The following is a 23640-nucleotide window of genomic DNA, read 5'->3' as shown; positions in this document are numbered from 1 at the left end:
TCAGAACGCCAACCCCATGGCAAAGTGAAAGCGCCACCGGGCATCGGTTACACCATAAGCGACATCGGCCCCGATCGAACCCACCGGGCTGATCCAGCGCGCGCCCACGCCCACGCCGGTATGGCCCTGCCAGGTTTGCCAGGTATCAGCGGCGTCGCCGTAATCGGCAAAAACGGCGCCACGCCAGGCTTTATAAACCGGGTGCTGGTACTCGATACTGGACGTCGCCAGTACGCGGCCCGGATTGATGGTGCCATCGTCGGCTTTCACGCCCAGGCTTTGATAATCGTAGCCGCGCACGCTGCCCGAGCCACCGGCCCGGAACAGCCAGTCGGTCGGGACTTCAGCCGGATTGCGCGAGAAGTTCTCCCCGCCTTCCAGACGCCCGATGAAGATTCCTTCTTCGCCCACCGGCCAGTACAAAGCGCCCTTGCTGTACAGCCGGATAAACGTTTGGGTCGACAGCAACGCACCCGACGCGCCGCCGCCTTCGACCTGCCAGATCGTGCCTTTGTGCGGGTCACGCTGGTTATCCAGATCGCGACGGATCCACTGGTAATTGAGCGAGAGCGAATGCGGTCGATCAATATTACCGTCGCCCGCATCACGACGTTCGGAGAGGTATTCAAGGGTCAAGGTGCGATCGATATTGCGATCATTCACCGTGCGGGAAACGCCACCTTTATAGGTCGTCGTATCCAGGTTTTGCACAATGCTGTGTTCACCGGTGAAATAAATCTTGTGATAGTAACCATCAGGCTGTTTGGGGAAAGCCAGCTCGGTATTGAACGATTGCTCCAGCCCTTCATACACGGCTTTGGTCGTCGATACCCACCCCATATCAGCGACGTTGTTATAGCGATAATCCAGCTGCCCGCGATAGCGGGTATTGGTGCTGTAACCGGCAGATAGCCCCAGCTTTTGCAATGGCGCCTCCTGCACCGCAATCTCGATGGGCGCGTTGTATGGCGGCTGGTTGTCGAGCTGGGCATCAACCACGGCGGTGCCGATTTGCGGCATCTCTTGCAAACTGGTTTGCAGGTTCAGCAACTCAAAACGGCGATATTCCGCACCGGGCGCCAGATGTATCTGGTCACGCACGATTTTTTCCGGATAACGCTGCATGCCTTTGATATTCACGTCGCCATAGTGGTAATACGGACCGCTATCGAGCACCAGTGTCAGATCGACCACGGCATCATCTGGCGACACCAGCGCTTCGCTTTCGGTAATGCGTGCGCCCGCATAACGGCGGCTCAGCAAGACATTCAACGTTGTCCGTTTATAAAGATCCCAGCTGCTTTGGGTAAAGACTGCGCCCTCGGCCAGCGGCGGTTTGCGTTTGAGCCGAGCCAGCAAGGCGTCGCGATAGACCGGGTCTTCATTCACCGCCCCGGTCAAACGCAGGTCCACCTTGCGCACGTGCACTTGCGGGCCCGGATTCACCGTCACGAATACGTGGTAGCTGTCGCCTTCCTGGGCGATACGCGCATTGACCTCGGGCTTGAAATAACCCTCGGTACTGAGCAAAGACGTGACATCTTGCGGCGTGCGCTCCACCGCAGCCTGCAGCTCATCGACAGCCAGGTTTTTCTGGCTACGCCACTTGTAGATATCCAGATAGGACTTGAGCAGATCGCTGACGTCGCCAGGCGCGGTGATATCAATCTTGTAGCTATTGATCTTCGGGGATTCAGAATCCGATGCGAACGCGGGCCGGAGCAACATCCCCGACAGGCACAAACACAAGATTCGCAACAGCAATGGCATGAAATTTCGAAGACTTGAAAACAAGCCGCTACTTTACCGAACTGCCGGGCTGCGGTGAACCGAAACCCGTACGAAATATCCGGAAAAGAAACGAAGTGGCGCGAATTCAGAAAGGTCGGGCCAGAAATGCGCCGTTGCGGGAGCTACAGGCAAAAAAACAGCCCGGGACATAAACCGCTTGGGGCGGATATGTTCCACGGGCATCAGAGGATGGAGGAGTCGATAAAGCTAACGGCTTGCGCCGTGTTTTTAAGCCTAGGAGAGCTTAAAACCGATGTTGTGCCGAAGCACAGGGTTGTCAAATCAACGCGGGCACAGCGTCAATTGCCAACCGTAAGACTTGACCAGCAGACGTTGAACCCGTTCGGCGTTCTTTATAATTCGAATAAAGGTACGCATTTCCATCTCCTTGATGATCTGGAACTTCAGGTGTCAAGCGCGCTGCTTGGAATGAGTGAATACTACATCCACTACAAAACTGGTGCAAGCATTTTCGTAGAATTACTACGTAATAACTTCGTAACAATATGAAGCATTGTTACATAAATAGAATAAAATACATTTATAAATCAATATTATATTGCGTTGCAAAATGTAAAAAACCCAACAAACTGAGACGTAGGAATACTACGCAAATAAGTGAAACACCTCACTACGCACAAGTTTGAACAATGTCCGGCACCAATGCCGTGCATCAAGAAAAGCATAAAAAAAGGAGGCTCCAGGCCTCCTTTTTTAGCGAGTGACGATCGCCCGTTTTCAGTCTGGCTTACCCAGCAGGGCTGCCTTCAAATTGTCTTGTACTGGCTTGGGGCCAAGCCAGATCGACAACATGGCTGCAGAAAAGTCATCACCGGCAATAAGCGGATACACTTTGCCGCGCACGCTAACCTTGGTGCCCTGACCTGGAATGAAGTCCATGGTGATCAAATCACCCTTCTCTACCGCTTTGACTTCATTGAAGATCTTTTCCAGCGCGCCAATTTTTGGCTTGAGTGCGGCCAATTGGGCTTCACTCACGTTGGCTTTGAGGCCTTCCACAAATGATTCATGCATGGTCGATGCAGAAACGCCGCGCATCATGCGCAGTTCCATCCGGCGCGGTGCCGTACCGTTGATCACGGCATTGGCGTCAGTGGTTTTGTTCGCGCTATATAGCGCAGCCACGTACACATCAAAAATGATTTTCTTGCGCATCCCCGCGCCGTCCAGTTGCAGGTTCTGCCCGGCCACCTCAGCGTGGTCGGTCACGGACTGGCCGCCAATTTCCAGCGCCAGTGCATCAGCTGCCGACAAGGCCAGCGCGGCCGCCAGCGTCAAACCCAATAAGCAGGATTGTTTAAGCTTCATGGTGCATCTCTCCATAATTGGAGTCAGACCAAGCTGTGAGTGCAATTGAGCATCCGTGCGGACCTGTATATGCATCGCGGCTTTGGTGCTGCCCCTGTTCTGATGTACTGCGTGAAAACCCGGAAATTCTGGATAAATTCTGGATAAAAAAAGCCCGCAGTGGATAGCCGCGGGCAAAAAAGGCAGAGCGTGAAGAAAACAATGCACACGAGGTGCGACGAAAACCGGTGGCTGACTCCAGCGACGTTGTATCGAACCAGATTACGGCGTGCAGAGCCCCACGCGGGCATAGACCAGCGAGGGGAAACTGCATGGCGCGAACAACGCTCAAGTCCGGCGCACCCGTTTTCGTATGTGGCTTAAAGCGACTGGATGATGCCGGCGGCGCCCATCCCGGTACCGATACACATGGTGACCATGCCGTATTTCCCGGCCATGCCTTCACGGCGCATGCCGTGAACGATGGTTGCTGCACGGATGGCACCGGTTGCGCCCAGCGGGTGACCCAAGGCAATCGCGCCACCTTGCGGGTTGACCTTGGATGGGTCCAGACCCAGATCACGCATCACTGCCAGCGCTTGCGCAGCAAAGGCTTCGTTCAGCTCGATCCAGGCCAGATCATCTTTGGACAACCCAGCGGCGCGCAATGCGGCCGGGATGGCTTCTTTCGGGCCAACCCCCATGATTTCTGGCGGAACGCCTTTCACCGCAAAGCTCACATAACGCGCCAGCGGGGTCAGATTGTATTCCTTGAGGATGCGCTCGGACACCAGAATCACCGCACCCGCGCCGTCTGACATCTGCGAGCTGTTACCCGCAGTGACCGAGCCCTTGGCAGCGAACACGGTCTTCAGTTTGGCCAGCCCTTCCAGGCTGGTATCACGGCGCGGGCCTTCGTCGGTGGTCAGGGTCTTGCTGATCAGCTCGACTTCACCGGTAGCCAGATTCGGCACGCGGTAGGTCACATCCAGCGGGGAGATTTCATCACGGAACTTGCCGCCTTCAATGGCAGCCAGCGCGCGGCGATGTGATTCAACGGCAAAGGCATCCTGGTCTTCGCGGCTGACTTGCCATTGCTGCGCTACTTTTTCTGCGGTCAGACCCATGCCGAAAGCGATGCCCAGGTTTTCATCCTTGGCAAAAATTTCCGGGTTCAGCGCGACCTTGTTGCCCATCATCGGCACCATGGACATGCTTTCAGTCCCGGCAGCGATCATGATGTCGGCCTCGCCAGTGCGAATGCGGTCAGCCGCCATTTGCACGGCGTTGATACCCGACGAGCAGAAGCGATTGATGGTGACGCCGCCAACGGTGTTGGGCAGGCCGGCCAGCAGCACGCCAATCCGCGCCACGTTCATGCCTTGCTCGGCTTCGGGCATGGCGCAACCAACAATGGCGTCTTCGATACGCGATGGGTCCAGCCCCGGCACTTGTGCCAGCGCGCCACGAATAACGTGGGCCAGCATGTCATCCGGACGGACGTTCTTCATCATCCCGCGCGGGGCTTTGCCCACTGGTGTACGCGTGGCGGCGACGATGTAGGCTTCTTGAATCTGTTTGCTCATGGTGAGCTCCTTGTATGTGTGAGGCGTAAGAGGTTAGGTGTGAGGGGTGCAACCACGCTGCACACCAATGTCATTACGCCACTTCAATATCCGGGCACTACAAAAGTGTCGTAGGGTGTGCATTCATGCGCACCGTTACTTGTTTTGAATGACCGACATGCACTGAACGCGTGCGCACGAATGCGCACCCTACGCAGATCTACCAATACAGCCAGGATCAATTCCGCAATGGCTTGTTGTTTTCCAGCATGTACATGATCCGCTCCTGGGTCTTGCCCTTCTTCAGCAAGGCCATGAAGCGTTCGCGTTCCAGCTTGAGAATCCACTCTTCATCCACCAGTGCGCCCGCATCGACGTCACCACCCGTTACGACATCAGCAATCTGGCAGCCGATGAAGTAGTCGTATTTGGAGATGAAACCGCCTTCCAGCATGTTCACCAGTTGGCCACGAATCGTTGCCGCACCGGTACGGCCAGCCACGGCAAACGCTTTGGGTTTGACCGGCGCTTTGTAGTTGCTGTCCGCCAGGGCGCGCACTTGCGATTGCGCCACGTGCAGGATTTCGTTCGCATTGAAGACGATGATGTCCGACTCACGCAGGTAGCCGATTTCCTTGGCTTCTTCTGCTGAAGTACCGACTTTGGCCATCGCCATCGCCATGTAGTAATCCTTGAGCACGGCCAGGATGTCGCCGCCCTTGGCTTCACGCGAGGCACGCAGCCCAAACTCTTTGCAACCGCCGCCCGCTGGCAGCAGGCCAACACCCACTTCCACCAGACCCACGTAGGTTTCGAGCGCAGCAACTACGCGCGCCGAGTGCATCAGGAACTCGCAACCGCCACCAAACGCATAACCTTGTGCGGCAGCAACCACCGGCACCTGGCTGTATTTAATGGTCATCGAGGTCTTCTGGAACTCGTGCACCATGCTTTCAATCGCGGCAAAGTCGCCGCTCATGAAAGCCGGGCCCATGCTGGCCAGATCGGCGCCGACCGAGAACGGCGCTTCCGGATGCCAGATCACCAGACCGGGGAAGCGGTCTTCGGCAATCTTGACGGCCTTTTGTACGCCTTCCAGCACCGCTGCGCCCACACAATGCGCTTTGGTTTTGAAGGTCAGCACCGGCACGTCGTCGCCAGCGCGCAACCACATACGCACACCGTCGTTCTCGAATACGGTTTCGCCATAAACAGGCTCGGCGGCACCGAAGACGGTCGGCGGATAAATCTGGCGTTGATACACCGGCAGGTTCGACGCTGGCTTCAGGCTGTTATCCGCGGCGCTGTAGCTACCTTCTGCCGCATGCACACCATCACGTTGCGCCACCCAAGCCGGCAACGCGGCCGAACTCATGGTTTTGCCAGCGGCGATATCTTCGTTGATGGCGGCGGCGATGGCTTTCCAGCCTGCGGCTTGCCACATTTCAAACGGGCCTTGCTTCCAGCCGAAACCCCAGCGAATGGCGAAGTCCACATCCCGCGCGTTACCAGCGATGTCGCCCAGCCAGTAGGCAATGTATTGCCACACATCGCGCATGCACGACCACAGGAACTGCGCTTCCGGGTTGGCCGAGGCACGCAGTGCGGCTACACGTTCGGCCGGGTTTTCGATTTTCAGGATGGCTTTGACTTCATCGCTACCCTTCTGGCCCGACGGCACATACTCACCGGCCTTTGGGTCCAGCACGAAAATATCGCGGCCTTCTTTCTTGTAGATACCGGCGCGGGTTTTCTGGCCCAGCGCGCCCTTTTCGATCAGTGCCTGCATCCAGGCCGGTGCCTGGTAATGGGCATGCCACGGATCGTTCGGCAGGTTGTCAGTCATGGTCTTCACGACATGCGCGAAGGTATCCAGGCCCACCACATCAGCGGTGCGGAACGTAGCGGACTTGGGCCGACCCAGACGCGGGCCAGTCAGGTCATCGACCACATCAAAGCGGATGCCGAAGCGTTCGGCGTGATGAATCGTTGCCAGCATGGAGAACACACCGATGCGGTTGGCAATGAAGTTAGGCGTATCTTTGGCGCGAACCACGCCTTTGCCCAGACGTGTCACCAGGAAGGATTCGAGTGCGTCCAGTTGGGCGGCAGCGGTATGTGCAGTCGGGATCAGCTCGACCAGGTACATGTAGCGCGGCGGGTTAAAGAAGTGAATACCGCAGAAGCGATCACGCAGTTCTGCCGGTACGCCTTCAGCCAGCTTGCCAATCGACAAGCCAGAAGTATTGGTTGCCAGAATGGCGTGTGGTGCCAGGTGCGGGGCAATTTTGGCGTAAAGGTCGAGCTTCCAGTCCAGGCGTTCGGCGATCGCTTCGATGATCAGATCGCAGTCTGCCAGCCGTTCCAGATCGGAACCATAATTGGCCATGGCGACATGTTCGGCACGAGCTGCGCTGGAAAACGGCGCTGGCTTGAGCTTTTTCAGGTTGTCGATCGCCTTTTTGACGATGCCGTTGGCATCACCCTCTTTGGCCGGCAAATCAAAAAGCACGGTGTCGATACCGGCGTTCACCAGGTGAGCGGCAATCTGCGCGCCCATCACCCCGGCGCCCAAAACGGCGACGCGGCGGATGTTGGCTGTCTGGACCATTTGCAATATATCCCATGTAGAACCAGCTCCCTTGCGGGAGCCGAACAGGCCAGCCCAGCCAACAACGCCGGGCCGGCCCACCTCGTTTAGAAGTGGTAGTTCAACTGCGCGCCAAGAATATTGGCATTGCTGCTGAAGTCAGCCACAGTGGTGGTGCCACTGCCGGTACACGTTGGCAGTACGCAACCTTCGTTGTTATTCATATGCGAACCCTGGATATTCACGTAGGTATAAGCCACGTCGACCGACATATCCTTGTTGACCGCATAGTTAAAGCCCAGCGAATACCAGATCCGGTTGCTGTCTGGCAGTGCTGCAATCCGGTAAGTCGAACTTGGTACTGGCGACTGGTCGTACGCCATACCGAAACGCAGCTGGAACGGCGTGCTGTACTGATAAGTTGCACCCAGCGAATAACGGTTGGTGTTCTTCCAGTTTTGCTCGATCACCGCATCTGGCAAGCCGTTGTCGAACTGCAAACGCAGTTCGTCAAACTTGGAGTGCCAGGTGTGGGTCCAGTCGCCCATCACTGCCCATTTGTCGTTGATTTGCTTGAAGAAGTTCAGCGACACGGTATCAGGCGTATTGACGGAAACCTTGCCATTGCCATCTTCAAAGGCCGAGAAAGCGCCTTGCAGTGTCTTGTTAAGTGCAGCGTTCAGCACTGAACCGGCGGCCCCGAAGTTGGACAAGCCATCCAGGTTGAAATTCTGCGGATCGTTCCACTCGGCATCACCCGACAGGTTTTGCTTGATGCTGCTGCGATAAGCGGCACCGAAACGCAAGGTTGGATCGACCTCATACAACGCGCCGATGTTCCAGCCAAAGCCCCAGTCAGTGCCTTCATAGCTCAGCTCGCCGTCATACTTGGCGTTGCCTTGCATGGCAGCAATAGCGGTAGGCAGCGAAGCCTGAATTTGCTGGGCCTGTGCCTGGGTCAGCATGCCGTTCACTACCATCTGGGTAACCAGGGTGGTGAGTTGCTGCTGGCCTTCCGGGGTGCTCAGCGTTGCTTTCAGGTCTTGTGCGGCCAGTGAACCGAAGTCCGCCTTCTTCTTGAAAGACGCGTCCATGTATTGCGCAGTGAAACCCACACCCAGCGACAGGTGATCGTTCACTTTGTAGGCAAACGACGGGTTAAATGCGTAAGTGCGCATATCGAGGCGAGTGGAGTTGTAACGACCAACCCAACCGCTGTCGTACTTGACAGAGTCACCAAACGGCACAAAGAAACCGATACCGGCGAACATCTGGTCATTGACCTGGTGGGTGTAATACAACTGCGGCACCGCAACCAGTTCGGTTGGATCGCCACCGTTATTGCCCTGAACCGGCACACCACCTACCGTGGTGGAACTGGCATTGGAAACCTTGATCGACGGATCAAGCAACACCACACCGCCGGAGATATTGTCACCTTGCAAGCGGGTCATACCAGCCGGGTTATAAAACAGTACCGAAGCGTCTTTGGCTTCTGCACCATTTGAATTCGCCACGCTTTGCGCACTGATACTTTGCACGCCGAAGGTATATCCCGAAGCCAGAGCATGACTGGAGACAACCACCAGACTCCCGGCTCCAATCATGCGTAACGCGCAGACCATCTTCTTCATCGTACTCTCCTTCAAACGCAGCTTCTGACTGCGATTTTTTTGGGACCCGCCGCTCCTGGCGGGTTTTCATCGGAGGCCTTGTTCCGGCCTTCAGTAGATTCCAGTCAAGTGTTTTGCCCTGCTTTGGTGCGCAACAAAAACGACCTGCTGAATTTTTTATTCCGATTGGTCCGGCGGCAAGCCACCGGACGCAAATACAACGGAGCCTTGACGCGCTTAGAAAACGCTGCGGGTCGTTACTTCCGGATCCGGGTTACGCAACTGGCTGTCAAAATCGTCCACCATGATCACGGCGCGCTTGAGCTGGCGAGCACGGGTAATGGCAGAGAATTCTTCTTGTGTAATCAAACCCTTGGTCTGGGCATCGGCCAGCTGGGCGTGCGAGGTCAAGCCGGTCAGTTGGCCACCGCGACTCGCCTTGCGCAGCTTGCCTTCCACTGCTTCAGTGGCGATCACGGCCTTGAGGGCGTGATCCAGCACACCGACCGGATCAGTCTCGGCGGTCGGCTTGTACATGAACTCAGTCAGGCGATCGCGGCTGGCAGAAGGCTCCATCAGCAGACGAGCGATGCGGGTACCGACTTCATCCGGCGCTGTGCGCAGGGTCAGACCCAGCGGGAACACAATGCGGCGCATCAGCCATGCCAGGGCGCGGTTCGGGTGGTTATTGAGGAAACCATCCAGCGCGGTCTGGCAGTCATACAGCGCGGTTTGGGCAGCCCATTGCATTAGCGGCAAGTCTTCAGCCGTTGCACCTTCGTCCTGATATTTTTTCAGTACGGCGGTGGCGATATACAGATTGGACAGCGCATCACCCAGGCGGGCTGAGAGCTTTTCCTTGAACTTGAGGCTACCGCCCAGCGAAGCCATACCCATGTCTGCGGCGAAGGCAAACGCTGAGGACATCCGTGTGGTGTTGCGATAGAACACAGCGGTTGCGCCGGATTTCGGGCTGCCGATAAAGCGACCGCAAGTCAGCCCCATTAACAGCGAACGCACCGCGTTGGAAATCGTGAAGCCGATGTGGCCAATTACTGCGCCATCGAATGCCGCGCCGTCGTTACCCATCGCCGCACGCAATTCGGTCAGCACATACGGATGGCAGCGGATCGCGCCCTGACCAAAGATGATCATCGAACGGGTCAGGATATTGGCGCCTTCCACGGTGATCGCCACCGGGATCGCCTGATAACCGTGTGCCAGGTAGTTGTTCGGGCCAATACACACGGCCTTGCCGGCGTGCACGTCCATGGCATCGTTGATGCACTTACGCATGCGTTCGGTGTTGTGGTACTTCAAGATGCCGGACAGCACGGATGGCTTTTCGCCCAGATCCAGGCCAGTCAGCGCCAGGCTTTGCGCGGCGTCCATCTGGTAGGTAAAGCCACCGATACGGCCCAGTGCTTCATCCACGCCTTCAAACTTGCCAATCGCCAGACCAAACTGGTTACGGATGCGGGCATAAGCACCGGTAGTCCACGACGACAACTTGCCGGATGCCACAGACATGGCTGGCAGCGAGATACAACGCCCCACCGACAGACATTCCACCAGCATGCGCCAGCCCTGGCCGACGTAATCCTTGCCACCGATAACCCAGTCCATCGGGATAAACACGTCCTTACCCCAGTTCGGACCATTCTGGAACACCGAGGTACCAGGATAGTGGCGACGGCCGATCTGCACGCCTTCGTGCTCGGTCGGGATCAACGCGCAGGTAATACCAATGTCTTTCTTGTCGCCCAGCAGACCATCCGGGTCATACAGCTTGAAAGCCATACCCAGGATCGTGGCGATCGGGCCCAGCGTGATGTAACGCTTTTCCCAGGACACGCGAATACCCAGCACGTCTTCATGACGCTCGCCAGTGCGCGGATCGGTATAGCTGCCACGCGTGACTAAACCGTAATCCGGGATGCCACCGGCATCAGAACCGGCTTCCGGGCTGGTCAGCGCGAAACACGGAATCTCGATACCTTTGGCCAGACGCGGCAGGTAGTAGTTCTTTTGTGCTTCAGTACCGTAGTGCTGCAGCAATTCGCCCGGTCCGAGCGAGTTCGGCACCATCACCGTTACTGCAGCAGAACCACTGCGCGTAGCAATCTTGGTCACCACGCGAGCGTGCGCCAGATTGGAGAATTCTTTACCGCCGTATTCTTTCTTGATGATCATGCCCAGGAAGCCGTTGTCCTTGATGAACTGCCAGGCTTCAGGCGACAAATCTTTGGTGTCGTGGGTGATCTTCCAGTCGTCGAGCATGGCGCACAGCTGCTCGGTCGGGCCGTCGATAAACGCTTGTTCTTCGGCAGTCAGCTTGGGCGCCGGAAAACTGTGCAGGCGGCTGTAATTCGGCTTGCCCGAGAACAAATCACGATCCCACCACACGGTGCCGGCATCAACCGCTTCTTGCTCGGTCTGCGACATTGGCGGGGTGATTTTTTTGAAGACGGAAAACAACGGGCCAGTGATGATGGCGCGGCGCAATGGTTTGAGATTCAGAACAGCCAATACCACCACAACGACCACGGCAAAGATCACAGAAGCGCCGTGCGCTGCCACGGAATAAACAGTACCCAGCAAAACCAGCAGCGAGCTTAACCACAACGGGGCGCGCAGATACGCCACCAGCAGGAACGCGACCAGTACAACAGCCACACAGATGAGCGCGGTCATGTCTTGTTACTCCTCAATTATTTGCATTATTCAGGGATGGATCGGCGGCAGCCGCGTCCAGGCCTGCTACGACAAAAGGAACGAGCATGCGGGCGACCATTTGCGGGTCACGCGCATTGACGATGGGTTGCGCCATAAACAGACGCAGTACGTTGGTACCGGCAAACGCGTTGAACATGGCGTTGGCCAGGAAATGGAAACGCCAGTGCACTTCGGCTTCGCCCAGATGTGGCAGGGCTTTGACCAAGGCAGTGGTGTATCGACGAGTGAGTTCGCTGTAGCGGCGCGGCATGCTTTCTTTAAGTACCGGATGCGGCTCCACAAACGTACGAGCCAGCAAACGCACAAAGATCAAACCGCCCAAGGTAGTATCGCGACCCAGTTCACAGGCGGCGTTTACAAAGGCTTCAACCACTTGCTGTGCCGACGGATTGGCGACATCGCGCTCAAGGCGATCCAGGTGCCCGACAAACAGTCGCACAAAAGGCTCGGCGCGACGCTCAAAAACTGCCTTGAACAGGCCGTCTTTGGAGCCGAAATAGTAGTTAACGGCGGCGATATTGACGCCGGCGGCTTGCGTGATCAAACGCATGGAAGTGGCATCAAAGCCGTGCTCGACGAACAGAAGCTCGGCGGCATCAAGAATACGGGTCGATGTTTCGACAGCCCGGGCGGACTCGGCCATGCTGACTCCAGAGATGTAGCGCTGTTTCAAATATTTCAAACGTTTGTTTGAAATTAACGAAGCACGACAACAAAGTCAATATTCACAACCGCAAAATGAAGATAAGGATTTTCCCGCACGGCTACGCACCAATATCGGCGCGGGTTGCGAGCCAATGCACCATTTCGGGGGATGGAGTGAGGCCGTTGCCTGAATGAAACACTCCCAAACAAAGGTGTTCAGGATCAAAGCAAGATTGGCCGATTTAGGGCTCTAGCTGGCAAAAAAGACGTAGTCGTCTGATATGAACTGTCAGATTCTGACGGGATTTTGCTGAGAAAACCGCATGTTTACCCGTCCGCGTTGCTCACTTCTCGTGCATGTCGCCATCTACATAGTACCAACGGCCATCCGGCTCGCGTTTGAAGCGGCTGGTTTCATGCATGCGTGTTGCACGGCCACCGCTTTTGTAGCGAGCAACAAATTCAACCAGCCCATCGTCGCCCTGCGCTTGCGCGTGTTTGATCTCCAGACCGAGCCATTTCACCGCTCCATCCTCGGCAAAATCCAGCGTCGCTGGTTGCGTTGCCTCGGCCCAGGTTTGCAATAGATAAGGCGCTAACTGCAATACATAAGCGGCGTAACGCGAGCGCATCAGTTTTTCTGGCGTAGGCGCGGCTTCGCCTGCGTGGAACGCGCCACAACAATCGGCATAAGCCAGTTTGTTACCGCAAGGACAAGGCAGGGCAGCGGAGAGAACTTTGGAAGGTGTCATATGAGGGTGTACTGGCAAGCCAACGGGCGGCATTCCTGCCTGTCCCGGGGGTGGTAGATCGGGTAGACTGGCATCTTAATCAAATCAATTGTTTACGTCATGTCTTTCCCACCTTTGCAAGCCGCCATCTTCGATATGGACGGTTTGATGCTGGACACCGAGCGCATCGCCATTGACTGCTGGATGGCTGCCGCTGGCGAACTCAATCTCCCACTACATGAATGTGTGCCCTACGGCATGGTCGGCATGCACATGAGCAAGGTTCCGGATTATCTGCGGCTGGAACTCGGTTCTGATGCACCGGTGCAAGACTTGATCGACGCCACCCACGCCTGCTACCTGAAAGCGACTGCAGTCGCCATTCCCCATCGCCCCGGGGTGCGCGATTTGCTGGAATGGCTCAAACAACGCGGTATTCCCTGCGCGGTAGCGACATCGTCACGGCGCAGCGTGGCTGAGCATCACCTGCAAGAAGCAGGTCTGTGGCCTTACTTTGAGTTTGCCGTGTGTGGCGATGAAATCGAACATCCCAAGCCTGCGCCCGATATCTATCTCAAAGCCAGCGCCAGCCTTGGCCGCTTACCGCAAGAATGCGTGGCTTTTGAGGATTCCAATTTTGGTATCGCCGCAGCCCATAGCGCCGGGTGCCGCGTGATTATGGTGCCAGATTTGCGTCCGCCGTCGGCCGAAACCCTGGCGCTGGGTGTACCGGTGGTCGAATCGCTCAATGCCGCGCAGTTCATTGTTGATCAATGGCTGAGCGCGCAGACGGTCTGACGCGATAACGTCAAAAAGACATTTAACGCAAGCGGCACATTCTGGGGGAAGTGGCGATGGGCAAGCGCAAGCAATGGATCAAACAGCAAAGCGCGCAGGCGCAGCAACTGGTGCGTTTACATCGCGCCGTTTGCCGCAAAGGTGACGAAGCCGCGCTGCACCAGTTCCGCATTGGCCTGCGCAGCCTGCGTATTCAACTCACGCCGCTCGCCAGCCACCGTCAGGCAATCGCCAAACTTCTGACCTTGATGAAGCAGGCAGGATCGGCCACCAACGCGTTGCGCGATCGGGATGCCTTGCTCGAACTGATCGCCACCTGGCCGCAACCGTTAACTGAGCCACTCATAACCCAAATCAACGATAGCGCCGTTCCCCGCGCTCAAGCGTTGCGCCAGTTGCGGCTGAAAGGCTTTGACCGAAACGTCGAGGCGCTACCCGAGCTGTTGCAAAAGTCCTTGCCGGGCAAACGCAAGCTGACCCAGCGCATCCGCCAGACCGCACGTGCTTTGCGGCACAAATCAGGTCGCCAGTTGGTTGGTCTGGACGAACAGGCGGATGTGGCCAACTGGCACGCCGCACGCGTCACCGTAAAAAAATTGCGCTACTTGCATGAGCATCTGCAGCAGTGGTTGCCCAGGCGTTGGCGTGCCCTGCCGGGCGCGGCCAAACCGGCGCAAGAAGCGCTCGGGCATCTGCATGATCTGGACGTGCTGAACGAGAAATACGGTGGCCAGTTTTCGCCGGAACTAACTCTATACTGGCAACAGCAGCGCGATAAAGCGCTGGCCGAAGCCGATCAGGCGGCACGCTCGCTGCTACAAGCTCTCGCTCGCGACTCTGCCGTGGCACCGCATCCATCATGACCAGCCAATTCCAATCTGAATACAACCGCCTTAATGCACTTGGCGCGGTTGCTGGCGACGCCGATTTGCTGGCAGAACTACTTGGCGTGTTTTTATCGGATATACCTGCACGGCTGCAAACGCTTGAATCTGCGGCCAGCGCTGAAGATTTCGGCACGGTCGCGCATGAAGCACATGCCATCAAAGGCAGCTGCGGTACCATCGCGGCACACGCCAACATGCAACGGATGCAAGCGCTGGAATGCGCCGCTCGCCAAGGTGATGGCGCAACGGTTGCGGAAATCTGGATGGCGTGTATGGGGGAAATGCAGAGGCTGTTACAAGACTTGCATGTGGAATATGAAAATCTGCGGCGGCACGGCGACGATCCTGCACGTTAACTAGCGCCAGCGCTCAAGCCGCAGATTCATATCCGGTAGGTGATACCGACTGTGGCTTAGTGCTTGCCGGTACTGCCAAAGCCACCTTCGCCGCGGCTGCTTTCTTCAAACGACTCAACAATGTTGAGTTCCACTTGTACTACAGGCACTACCACCAGTTGCGCAATGCGCTCCAGCGGTTGAATCGTGAACGAATGATTGCCGCGATTCCACACCGATACAAACACCTGGCCCTGGTAATCCGAATCAATCAGACCCACCAGATTACCCAGCACAATGCCGTGCTTATGGCCCAAACCTGAGCGAGGGATAATCATTGCGGCCAGGCCCGGGTCTGCCAGGTGAATCGCCATGCCCGATGGCACTAGCGCCGTTGCGCCAGGCGCCAGTTCCAGCGGCGCCGCCAGACAAGCACGCAAGTCCAGCCCGGCTGCGCCTGGCGTGGCGTAGGCGGGCAGATTGTCTTTCAGGCGTTCATCCAGAATTTTGATATCGAGCGTGCTCATTTTTGCTTCCCCTCAAGCGTTGTTTGGTAAAGATGCGCAAGATGCGCGATCAGCTGGCGGGCCACCTCCAGCTTGGGTGCACGCGGCAGGCGATGCTCGCCCGCGTCGTCCAGCAAAATGACCTCGTTATCGTCAGCGCCCATGGCGTCTTGCACCAGGTTCGCCACCAGCAATGGCAGGTGTTTGCGCTTGCGCTTGGCCTGCGCGTGTTCCAGCAGTTTTTCTGATTCCGCCGCAAAGCCCACGCAGAACGGCGCGTCTTTGCGGCTGGCCACCTGCGCCAGGATATCCGGATTGGCGGCCAGCTCCAGCGTAAGCGTGGGCGAATCTTTTTTGATTTTGTGTTCGGACTGGTTGACCACATGATAGTCAGCCACCGCCGCCACGCTGATGAAAATGTCAGTGTGCGCAACCTCGCGCTCGACCGCATCCAGCATTTCATGCGCGCTTTGCACATTAATGCGGCGGCTACCGAAAGGCGTTGGCTGGGCGGTTTCGCCAGCGACCAGCGTCACCTCGGCCCCGGCTTCCAGCGCGGCGCGGGCCACGGCAAAACCCATCTTTCCGGAACTGGTATTGGTAATGCCGCGTACGGCGTCGATGCGCTCAAATGTGGCACCAGCGGTAATCAACACGCGCTTGCCCCGCAGCAGCTTGGGCTGAAAAAACGCTTCCAGCGCTTGCATGATGGCGGCGGGCTCCAGCATGCGGCCCATGCCAACTTCGCCACACGCCTGGTCGCCCGCATCCGGACCCAGCACGATTACGCCATCGGCTTTGAGTTGCGCCACATTGCGTTGATTGGGTTTGTTTTCCCACATCTGCTTGTTCATGGCCGGAGCCACCAGCAACGGGCAATCGCGTGCGGCGATCATGGTCGACAACAAATCATCACACAGGCCGTTGGCCACTTTGGCCATCAGATCGGCTGTAGCTGGTGCCACCACAATGGCATCGGCACCGCGGCTCAGATCAATGTGGGGCATGTTATTACCGATGCGGGCATCCCACTGATCGGTAAACACGGTGTTGCCCGATAGAGCCTGGAACGTAACGGGCGTGACAAATGCCGCGCCCGCCTGGGTCAGCACCACCTGGACATCCCATCCGGCTTTGATCATCAGCCGCGTCAATTCTGCTGCCTTGTAAGCAGCCACTCCGCCCGTTACGCCGAGCACGATGCGTTTTTGAGTTTGTTTCATGGCAAACCTGTCTGGTTTCAAGGTTGCTGATGGGCCAGAAGTGTAACAGGGTATCGCGCTGCGTTCCCCTTCCCCACCTGTCAAAGGCTCTTATGGCAATCAGTGACTGGCCCGCCGCCGAACGGCCGCGCGAAAAACTGCTGGAACGCGGCGCACAAGCGTTATCCGATGCCGAGTTATTGGCGATATTTCTGCGCGTGGGCATTGTCGGGCTGAGTGCGGTGGATCTGGCGCGGCTGTTGCTCACCGAATTCGGCTCACTCAACGGCGTATTCAGCGCGCCACGGGCGGCGTTTGGCAAGATCGCCGGGATGGGCGATGCCAAGTACGCGCAACTGCAAGCCGTGCTGGAAATGGCCCGTCGTGCGCTGCGAGAAGACATGGCGCAAACCGATGTGCTGACTAGCCCACAAGCGGTGCGCGACTATCTCGGATTGTTGCTGCGCAACCGGCAGGTGGAGTGTTTTATTGCGCTGATGCTTGATGCGGGCCATCAAGTCACCAGCGTGGTGGAGCTCTCACAAGGCAGCGTCAATCAGGCCCATGTTTATCCGCAGGAACTGGCACGACATGCCTTGCACCATCATGCCAGCGCGGTGATCGTCGCCCACAACCATCCTTCTGGTCGCGCTACGCCTTCCGCCGCGGATGTCTCTCTTACCGGCAGGCTGCACCAGGGGCTGGCGTTGCTGGATATTCGCTTGCTGGATCATTTCCTGGTTGCGGGCAACCAGGTGTACTCCTTCGCCGAGCACGGCCATTTATAGCCTGACACAGTGGGCAACATAGCTGACGGCATCATCACAATTACCCAATTTGAGGCATGTTTAAGTCGCAAATTGGGTGGACGCACCTTACAGATGCATTGGTAGCTGACGCGTGTTGCATAGAAGCCACCGTTATGGCGCCAGCACCGGTACACATTTGACAGTCCGAAACCCGCCTCTTCATTATCGTTTACCGTAACTTTGAAATTACGACAGTGAAAGCCCTACCGGGCATCAGCCTGGCGAAATTTCAAGACCCGGAATCACCGAATCATTCTGACGATCAAATCGCATTAGTCCTGAGGGGATTTGCAAATGACCATCGCGCGTTACAGCCTGATTGCTGCAGCCATTCTTGGTCTTGCCGCATGTGGCAAGCAGGAACCGGCTCAATCCGACACCGCTTCGGCACCTGCTGCTTCTGCTGCAGCCGCTTCCACCGACACCTCTGGCGGCGCCGTTACCGTCAAGATCGGCCACGCTGCGCCGTTGACCGGCAACATCGCCCACTTGGGTAAAGACAACGAAGACGGCGTGAAGCTGGCGATTGATGAAATCAACGCCGCTGGCGGCGCAGATATCGGCGGCAAGAAGGTCAAGTTCGAGATGGATTCGGAAGATGACCAGGCCGACCCGAAAACCGCCACCACCGTGGCTCAACGTTTTGTCGATGAAAAAGTGGTTGGCGTGATCGGTCACTTGAACTCCGGCACCACTATCCCCGCATCCAAGATTTACTCTGACGCTGGCATCCCGCAAATCTCCCCCTCCGCCACTGCCGTGGCCTACACCGCCCAAGGCTTCAAAACCGCCTTCCGCGTGATGGCTAACGATGCCCAACAAGGCAAGGTGCTGGGCGAATACGCAGTGCAAAAACTGGGCGCAAAGAAAATCGCCATTGTTGATGACCGCACCGCTTACGGCCAAGGCCTGGCAGACGAATTCGAAAAAGCCGCCAAGGCCGCCGGTGGCGACGTGGTGAAGCGCGAATTCACCACCAACCAGGAAACCGACTTCAACGCGATCCTGACCTCGATCAAAGGCACCAAGCCTGACCTGATCTTCTACGGCGGCATGGACGCACAAGCTGCTCCGCTGAAGAAACAAGCCAAGAAACTGGGCATCAGCGCCAAGGTCATGGGCGGCGACGGCACGCAAACTCCTGAATTGATCAAACTGGCTGGCGATGACTCCGAAGGCATGGTGTCGTCCTCCCCAGGTCAACCCAAAGACCAACTGCCTGGCGGCAAGGAATTCCTGGACAAGTTCAAGAAGACCTTCGGCATGGAAGTGCAACTGTACGCACCGTACTGCTATGACGCTGTGAAGGTGATGGTTGAAGCCATGAAGAAAGCCGGCTCCACCGAACCGGCCAAGTACCTGCCAGAACTGGCCAAGATCGACTACCAGGGCGTAACCGGCCCGATCACCTTTGATGAAAAGGGCGACATCAAAAACGGCGCGATCACCATTTACACCGTGAAGGGTGGCAAGTGGGAAGTGCTGGAGATTGTGGGCGGCGCGAAGTAATTTGGCGTAGCCAGGCAATCTTTGTAGTGTGGTGAATAAACGGCAGCTTTGGCTGCCGTTTGTTTTGCACGTGTGCAGCCACCAAAACGTGTAGGCGGCTCTCAAGGTAGCGGCACCGTGCAGCAATTGAACGTGCATACCGTCGGCGGCGTGGTGCAGACCGCGCAGTGGCTCATGGAAATCGTCCCCGACGACACCCTGGAAGTCGAAGCCAGCGTCGACAACAAGGACATCGGGTTTGTGGACGCCGGGCAGGAAGCGATCATCAAGATCGAAACCTTCCCCTACACCCGCTACGACTACCTCACCGGCACCGTCATCAAGGTCAGCAACGACGCCTCACAAGACAAAAAACTGGGCCTGGTTTACCCCGCCCGCATCACCCTGCCGAGCAGCCGCATCCATGTCGACAACAAGTGGGTGAACCTCACCCCGGGCATGGCGGTAACAGTGGAAGTCAAAACCGGGCGCAGGCGGGTGGCGGAGTATTTCCTGAGCCCGCTGATTGAGTATGCGAGTGAGAGTTTGCGGGAACGGTAATAGCCCCATGTTTGAGGGGCGTGTTATCTAATGAAATAATTTTCAATTTGAAATACGAAATTTAAAAAGGTAATTATGCAAAACACATACTATTTTGATCTTTCGTTTTCGGGAATTTTAACCGTTCTTTTTCAATCCTCGATATTATTTTTTGGAATAGTGTCAGTGATGAGCGCTGCGGCATTTTTTCTTCACCCTGTTGGATATTTAATTTCCATTGGTCTTACTGTTTTTATTGGTTGGGTGTTTGGTGAAACAATCCTGAGCTCTCTCTGCGAAGTCATTGTCTCTACTTTTTTTCTTCTTGCATTTGCGGACAGAAGGAAATTGGTGGTAGCTCATGATGTTGTTGAATATGCAGGTATGTTTGAATTCGAAACTAAGACTGTATCCTCGGTTGAAATTAAGAGCTTGTCCAGCGGTAGAGGCGGATTTCAATCTTTTATTTTTGTAGCATTTAAAGAAAACTCACCAGAGGTCCAAATAAAATCAAATTGGGCTTGTTTTTTTTATTTTTTGGAACTTAAAAAAACGCAGCAAAACAGAATAAATAAAAAAAAATTCATAAGGGTAGACCCCAGGTTTTTTAAAGATAAGGAAAGTTTAATATTTCGCTCATTTGAATCTTTTGTGCTCAACGTGGAGAATTAAAAAATGAATGCAACTGATCGTGTAAATAATGCGGCTGGGCTGATTTCTATAATTGACTCTGTATATGCGCTAATTGATGATTACAATAAAAATCAGTATCAAAAGGTGTTTAATGACGTCGTTCAAATTGTAGCACCGTAGCCCGGATGAAGCAGAGCGAGAATCCGGGGAGCGATATCGGCAATTTCAAACGACATGTGCAAATTGACACCTTGCTGATTGAATATGCGAGTGAGAGTTTGCGAGAACGTTAATTGGCATTGGCGTAAAAAAAATTTAAGGAATAATTGTTTGAGGCATCTGTTATTTGTGTGATGTTTTATTTGGGAGTGATTATTGGTGCTTTTTGATAAATTTGATTTTAGTGCGTTTTACAAATTATTTTTCAAAATCACGTGTACTTTCTTTGTTGTTGGATGGATTTTATATTTTTTCCTTCCTGTGGTTGGAAGGAAATATTTGACGGGGATTTTGTCCTGCGAGAGCGCGGGGGGGGTGATTTTTACTTGGCAGGTCTTTTCCAGATATGTTCTTGGGGTTATTTCGGTCTTTCTAAATATTGTTTTTTATAAAAAAACAAGTAAAAAAAAATATATGGATGGATGTAAAAGATTAAAATTTAGTTCTTTTTTGATTTCGCTAATAATCTGTGTCCTGTATTTGATTTTCTCATTGGATGGGACTATTAACTATTGGTATGGCTGTGGCAATCCACATGGCTGCTGGGTTTCTTATTATGTTGTCAACATTTTTGAAATGAATGTATTAAATATGGATGTATTCTTGTTCATTTTTTTGATGTTTTTCCTTAAAATGAAAGTGGAAAATGGCAATCGGACCTGATGACTATGTAACGCTTATGAATACCATTGTTACCTCGTTGACTCGAGCTGAGTTGGGTCCTGGTGATATATATTCAGTTCCGTAGCCTGGATGAAGCGAAGCGAGAATCCGGGGAGCGATATCGGCAATTTCAAATGACATGTGCAAATTGACACCTTGCGACCCCGGATTCTCGCTCCGCTTCATCCGGGCTAGAGAGGGCTGCTACTGGCAAACAATGTGGCTAATCACGCCGACCGAGAGCCGCAGACCTCAGGCTCCGGCCGTCCGAGGGAACGACGGAGTCGCGCAAAGACTCACGCCAACAGACTGTTTGCTTCTGCTTTTGACTTCGGGCCCCCTTGCGGCAGCGGGGTCGCCTTTTCTTTGGTTACTTTCTTTTGGCGACGCGAAAGAAAGTAACGTGCTCCCGGTCACCACCGGGTATCAAACGCCTTTAAAACCCGTGCCGAAGGCACTAACAAAAAGCTTTTGAAGCCGTGACCACAACAGCAAGACGGGTTGCACCCGCCCTACCAAACCGCACGCCAAAGCCAAATCACGATGGCCGCGTCATCTCCAACGGCACTACCCACTCCTCAAACTCCGCCTCAGTCAAAAATCCCAACTTCAGCGCCGACTCCCGCAAAGTCAGCCCCTCGTGATGCGCCTTCTTGGCAATCTTCGCGGCTTTGTCATAACCGATATGCCGGTTCAACGCCGTCACCAACATCAAATTACGCTCAAGGTTGGCATCAATCACCGCCAGATCCGGCTCAATCCCCACTGCGCAATGGTCATTGAACGCCAGCACCGCATCGCTAATCAACGCGATGCTCTCCAGCACGTTATGCACCATCACCGGCTTGTAGACGTTCAGCTGGAAGTTACCCTGCGTGCCCGCAAACGCCACCGCAGCGTCGTTGCCGAACACTTGTACACACACCATGGTCAGCGCTTCGCATTGGGTTGGGTTGACCTTACCGGGCATGATGGATGAGCCGGGTTCGTTTTCGGGAATGCGCAATTCACCAATGCCGCAGCGTGGGCCGCTGGCCAGCCAGCGCACGTCATTCGCCAGCTTCATCAGGCCGCCGGCCAGCGTGCGCAGGGCGGCGGAGGTCTGCACCAGGCCATCGTGTGCAGACAGGGCAAAGAATTTGTTGCGGGCAGACTGGAACGGAAAACCAGTCAGTTCGGCAATGCGGGCGGCGGCAGTATCGCCAAATTGTGGGTGGGCGTTCAGGCCGGTGCCCACTGCTGTGCCACCAATGGCCAAGTCGTACAAACCTGGTAGCGAGGCATGCACACTGGCCACGCCGAAATCAATCTGCGCCACCCAGGCACTGATCTCCTGGCCCAGCGTAATTGGCGTAGCGTCCTGCAGGTGGGTGCGGCCCGTTTTAACCACGTCCGCATACTGGTCGGACTTCGCCGCCAAGGTCTGGCGCAATACAGCCAGCGCCGGAAACAGCCGGTGCTGCAGTTGTTCCACCACCGCGACATGCATGGCAGTGGGAAAGGTGTCGTTGGAAGACTGCCCGCGATTAACGTGGTCATTCGGGTGTACCGGCGTCTTGCTACCCATCTGGCCGCCCGCCAGCTCAATCGCCCGGTTGGAGATCACCTCGTTGGCATTCATGTTCGATTGCGTGCCGGAACCCGTCTGAAATACGACTAGCGGGAAATGCTCGTCCAGCTTGCCTGCAATCACCTCATCAGCTGCGGTTACGATCCGCTCAGCCACCTCTGCGGGTAACTCACCCAATTGCGCGTTGGCTTGCGCCGCAGCCTTTTTCAGGATGCCCAGCGCCCGGATCATCGGCCGTTGCCACTTGAAGCGATCCACTCCAATTGGAAAGTTGCCCACCGAACGCTGGGTTTGCGCGCCCCAGTAACGATCTGCGGCGACTTCAGTCTCGCCCATGGAATCTGTTTCGATACGGGACTGGGTCATGGCGTACTCCTGGGTATGAAATGGCCTGTTCTCTGAACGGCAATGAAAGACTAACCGCGCTCCAGCAGATGCAACTGCCGCCGCCATTTCTTGGTCGGGCGACCTTTGGCCAGCGGATGATCAAACTGCGGCGCCAGTTGTTTTTCCAGTGCAGCTTGCTCGCGCTTGACCAGACTTTCTGGCGTTTCCTGATACAGCGAGCGGGCTTTTTCACCGGAACCACGTTGGTCGGACAGCGCCAGCACTTCCACCTCAAACTCGCCATGCGGCACCTGAATGCGCAGCATGTCGCCCACTTTGAGATCGCGTGCGGGCTTGGGGCGTTCTCCATTCAAATGGATGTGGCCAGCGGTGACGGCATCCGTCGCCAACGAGCGGGTTTTGAAAAACCGCGCGGCCCATAGCCATTTATCGACGCGGTACTTCTGGATTTCTGGAGTTTTCATTCATGCACCTGATTCATTCTTCCAAACCACATTGTGGCAGACCAGCAGACAGACAATACGCCCGCTACACAGTTTCCCCAACCGGACAAACCCCAAGCGACTGCAAAGCATTCAACGTCGTAAATTAGTAGCACCGCCCCGGCTGGCTCTGCAAACCAGGACATCTCGGGAGCGAGTGACACAACCATAAAAACCAATG

The 23640-nt window shown here is 55.7% G+C and carries 20 protein-coding genes; 8 read left to right on the top strand and 12 right to left on the bottom strand.

What is annotated here, in order from left to right:
* Window positions 1–1770, bottom strand: a complete 1770-nt coding sequence (locus P4L78_RS02730; RefSeq protein ID WP_309326858.1) for a BamA/TamA family outer membrane protein — start codon at window positions 1768–1770, stop codon at window positions 1–3.
* 54 nt (window positions 1771–1824) lie between these two features.
* Between P4L78_RS02730 and P4L78_RS02725 the strand changes: the two genes are divergently transcribed.
* Entirely contained in the window at window positions 1825–2301 is a 477-nt protein-coding gene (locus P4L78_RS02725) for a hypothetical protein (RefSeq protein WP_309326856.1), read from the top strand.
* Window positions 2302–2529: 228 nt separating this feature from the next.
* On the opposite strand, the gene P4L78_RS02720 is transcribed toward P4L78_RS02725, so the two are convergent.
* The 7 genes from P4L78_RS02720 to P4L78_RS02690 all read right to left on the bottom strand — a co-directional run bounded on the left by P4L78_RS02720 (window position 2530) and on the right by P4L78_RS02690 (window position 13000).
* Complete coding sequence (locus P4L78_RS02720) at window positions 2530–3120, bottom strand: chalcone isomerase family protein (RefSeq protein WP_309326854.1); 591 nt, start codon at window positions 3118–3120, stop codon at window positions 2530–2532.
* Window positions 3121–3479: 359 nt separating this feature from the next.
* Window positions 3480–4685: an acetyl-CoA C-acyltransferase gene (locus P4L78_RS02715; protein ID WP_309326852.1), complete on the bottom strand. Its 1206-nt coding sequence runs from the start codon at window positions 4683–4685 to the stop codon at window positions 3480–3482.
* Window positions 4686–4902: 217 nt separating this feature from the next.
* Window positions 4903–7275, bottom strand: coding sequence for a 3-hydroxyacyl-CoA dehydrogenase/enoyl-CoA hydratase family protein (locus P4L78_RS02710; protein WP_309326850.1), 2373 nt, complete (start codon window positions 7273–7275; stop codon window positions 4903–4905).
* An 86-nt stretch (window positions 7276–7361) separates the two neighbouring features.
* Window positions 7362–8888: an OmpP1/FadL family transporter gene (locus P4L78_RS02705; RefSeq protein ID WP_309326848.1), complete on the bottom strand. Its 1527-nt coding sequence runs from the start codon at window positions 8886–8888 to the stop codon at window positions 7362–7364.
* A gap of 216 nt (window positions 8889–9104) precedes the next feature.
* Window positions 9105–11561: an acyl-CoA dehydrogenase gene (locus P4L78_RS02700; RefSeq protein ID WP_309326846.1), complete on the bottom strand. Its 2457-nt coding sequence runs from the start codon at window positions 11559–11561 to the stop codon at window positions 9105–9107.
* A gap of 13 nt (window positions 11562–11574) precedes the next feature.
* On the bottom strand, window positions 11575–12246 hold the full coding sequence (locus P4L78_RS02695; protein WP_283148632.1) for a TetR/AcrR family transcriptional regulator: 672 nt from the start codon (window positions 12244–12246) through the stop codon (window positions 11575–11577).
* A gap of 346 nt (window positions 12247–12592) precedes the next feature.
* On the bottom strand, window positions 12593–13000 hold the full coding sequence (locus tag P4L78_RS02690; protein ID WP_309326844.1) for a YchJ family metal-binding protein: 408 nt from the start codon (window positions 12998–13000) through the stop codon (window positions 12593–12595).
* A gap of 99 nt (window positions 13001–13099) precedes the next feature.
* On the opposite strand from P4L78_RS02690, the gene P4L78_RS02685 reads away from it, so the two are divergent.
* The 3 genes from P4L78_RS02685 to P4L78_RS02675 are packed head-to-tail and all read left to right on the top strand — an operon-like array spanning window position 13100 to window position 15020.
* Window positions 13100–13777: an HAD family phosphatase gene (locus tag P4L78_RS02685; RefSeq protein WP_283148630.1), complete on the top strand. Its 678-nt coding sequence runs from the start codon at window positions 13100–13102 to the stop codon at window positions 13775–13777.
* 56 nt (window positions 13778–13833) lie between these two features.
* The gene (locus P4L78_RS02680; RefSeq protein ID WP_309326842.1) at window positions 13834–14640 is read left to right on the top strand and encodes a CHAD domain-containing protein; all 807 of its coding nucleotides are present in this window, start codon (window positions 13834–13836) and stop codon (window positions 14638–14640) included.
* Complete coding sequence (locus P4L78_RS02675; protein WP_309326840.1) at window positions 14637–15020, top strand: Hpt domain-containing protein; 384 nt, start codon at window positions 14637–14639, stop codon at window positions 15018–15020. The genes P4L78_RS02680 and P4L78_RS02675 overlap by 4 nt, the downstream gene beginning before the upstream one ends.
* Window positions 15021–15076: 56 nt before the next feature.
* Here the strand turns inward: P4L78_RS02675 and dut are convergent, their stop codons facing one another.
* The gene (dut, locus tag P4L78_RS02670) at window positions 15077–15526 is read right to left on the bottom strand and encodes a dUTP diphosphatase (RefSeq protein WP_283148627.1); all 450 of its coding nucleotides are present in this window, start codon (window positions 15524–15526) and stop codon (window positions 15077–15079) included.
* The gene (gene coaBC, locus P4L78_RS02665) at window positions 15523–16728 is read right to left on the bottom strand and encodes a bifunctional phosphopantothenoylcysteine decarboxylase/phosphopantothenate--cysteine ligase CoaBC (RefSeq protein ID WP_309326838.1); all 1206 of its coding nucleotides are present in this window, start codon (window positions 16726–16728) and stop codon (window positions 15523–15525) included. Before coaBC ends, dut begins: the two co-directional genes overlap by 4 nt.
* 92 nt (window positions 16729–16820) lie before the next feature.
* On the opposite strand from coaBC, the gene radC reads away from it, so the two are divergent.
* The 4 genes from radC (at window position 16821) to P4L78_RS02645 (ending at window position 20216) form a co-directional block, all read left to right on the top strand.
* On the top strand, window positions 16821–17495 hold the full coding sequence (gene radC / locus P4L78_RS02660; RefSeq protein WP_309326836.1) for a DNA repair protein RadC: 675 nt from the start codon (window positions 16821–16823) through the stop codon (window positions 17493–17495).
* A 315-nt stretch (window positions 17496–17810) separates the two neighbouring features.
* A complete protein-coding gene (locus tag P4L78_RS02655) occupies window positions 17811–19025 on the top strand; it encodes a branched-chain amino acid ABC transporter substrate-binding protein (RefSeq protein WP_309326834.1) in 1215 nt (404 codons plus the stop codon).
* A 72-nt stretch (window positions 19026–19097) separates the two neighbouring features.
* Window positions 19098–19565, top strand: coding sequence for an HlyD family efflux transporter periplasmic adaptor subunit (locus P4L78_RS02650; RefSeq protein ID WP_405051492.1), 468 nt, complete (start codon window positions 19098–19100; stop codon window positions 19563–19565).
* A gap of 165 nt (window positions 19566–19730) precedes the next feature.
* On the top strand, window positions 19731–20216 hold the full coding sequence (locus P4L78_RS02645) for a hypothetical protein (RefSeq protein WP_309326831.1): 486 nt from the start codon (window positions 19731–19733) through the stop codon (window positions 20214–20216).
* Window positions 20217–21597: 1381 nt separating this feature from the next.
* On the opposite strand, the gene fumC is transcribed toward P4L78_RS02645, so the two are convergent.
* A complete protein-coding gene (fumC, locus tag P4L78_RS02640) occupies window positions 21598–22995 on the bottom strand; it encodes a class II fumarate hydratase (protein WP_309326829.1) in 1398 nt (465 codons plus the stop codon).
* Window positions 22996–23045: 50 nt separating this feature from the next.
* On the bottom strand, window positions 23046–23441 hold the full coding sequence (locus P4L78_RS02635) for an RNA-binding S4 domain-containing protein (protein ID WP_309326827.1): 396 nt from the start codon (window positions 23439–23441) through the stop codon (window positions 23046–23048).
* Between the last annotated feature and the right edge of the window lie 199 nt (window positions 23442–23640).

Origin of the sequence: Silvimonas sp. (assembly GCF_031291215.1) — a bacterium.
Lineage (GTDB): Bacteria > Pseudomonadota > Gammaproteobacteria > Burkholderiales > Chitinibacteraceae > Silvimonas > Silvimonas soli.
Note: the sequence above shows the minus strand (reverse complement) of the source record. Positions and strands in the feature narration are given on the sequence as shown.

Coding starts and splice junctions, on each gene's coding strand:
- P4L78_RS02730 (WP_309326858.1), bottom strand. CDS start 1,770: ATGCCATTGCTGTTGCGAATCTTGTGTTTGTGCCTGTCGGGGATGTTG.
- P4L78_RS02720 (WP_309326854.1), bottom strand. CDS start 3,120: ATGAAGCTTAAACAATCCTGCTTATTGGGTTTGACGCTGGCGGCCGCG.
- P4L78_RS02715 (WP_309326852.1), bottom strand. CDS start 4,685: ATGAGCAAACAGATTCAAGAAGCCTACATCGTCGCCGCCACGCGTACA.
- P4L78_RS02710 (WP_309326850.1), bottom strand. CDS start 7,275: ATGGTCCAGACAGCCAACATCCGCCGCGTCGCCGTTTTGGGCGCCGGG.
- P4L78_RS02705 (WP_309326848.1), bottom strand. CDS start 8,888: ATGAAGAAGATGGTCTGCGCGTTACGCATGATTGGAGCCGGGAGTCTG.
- P4L78_RS02700 (WP_309326846.1), bottom strand. CDS start 11,561: ATGACCGCGCTCATCTGTGTGGCTGTTGTACTGGTCGCGTTCCTGCTG.
- P4L78_RS02695 (WP_283148632.1), bottom strand. CDS start 12,246: ATGGCCGAGTCCGCCCGGGCTGTCGAAACATCGACCCGTATTCTTGAT.
- P4L78_RS02690 (WP_309326844.1), bottom strand. CDS start 13,000: ATGACACCTTCCAAAGTTCTCTCCGCTGCCCTGCCTTGTCCTTGCGGT.
- P4L78_RS02685 (WP_283148630.1), top strand. CDS start 13,100: ATGTCTTTCCCACCTTTGCAAGCCGCCATCTTCGATATGGACGGTTTG.
- P4L78_RS02680 (WP_309326842.1), top strand. CDS start 13,834: ATGGGCAAGCGCAAGCAATGGATCAAACAGCAAAGCGCGCAGGCGCAG.
- P4L78_RS02675 (WP_309326840.1), top strand. CDS start 14,637: ATGACCAGCCAATTCCAATCTGAATACAACCGCCTTAATGCACTTGGC.
- dut (WP_283148627.1), bottom strand. CDS start 15,526: ATGAGCACGCTCGATATCAAAATTCTGGATGAACGCCTGAAAGACAAT.
- coaBC (WP_309326838.1), bottom strand. CDS start 16,728: ATGAAACAAACTCAAAAACGCATCGTGCTCGGCGTAACGGGCGGAGTG.
- radC (WP_309326836.1), top strand. CDS start 16,821: ATGGCAATCAGTGACTGGCCCGCCGCCGAACGGCCGCGCGAAAAACTG.
- P4L78_RS02655 (WP_309326834.1), top strand. CDS start 17,811: ATGACCATCGCGCGTTACAGCCTGATTGCTGCAGCCATTCTTGGTCTT.
- fumC (WP_309326829.1), bottom strand. CDS start 22,995: ATGACCCAGTCCCGTATCGAAACAGATTCCATGGGCGAGACTGAAGTC.
- P4L78_RS02635 (WP_309326827.1), bottom strand. CDS start 23,441: ATGAAAACTCCAGAAATCCAGAAGTACCGCGTCGATAAATGGCTATGG.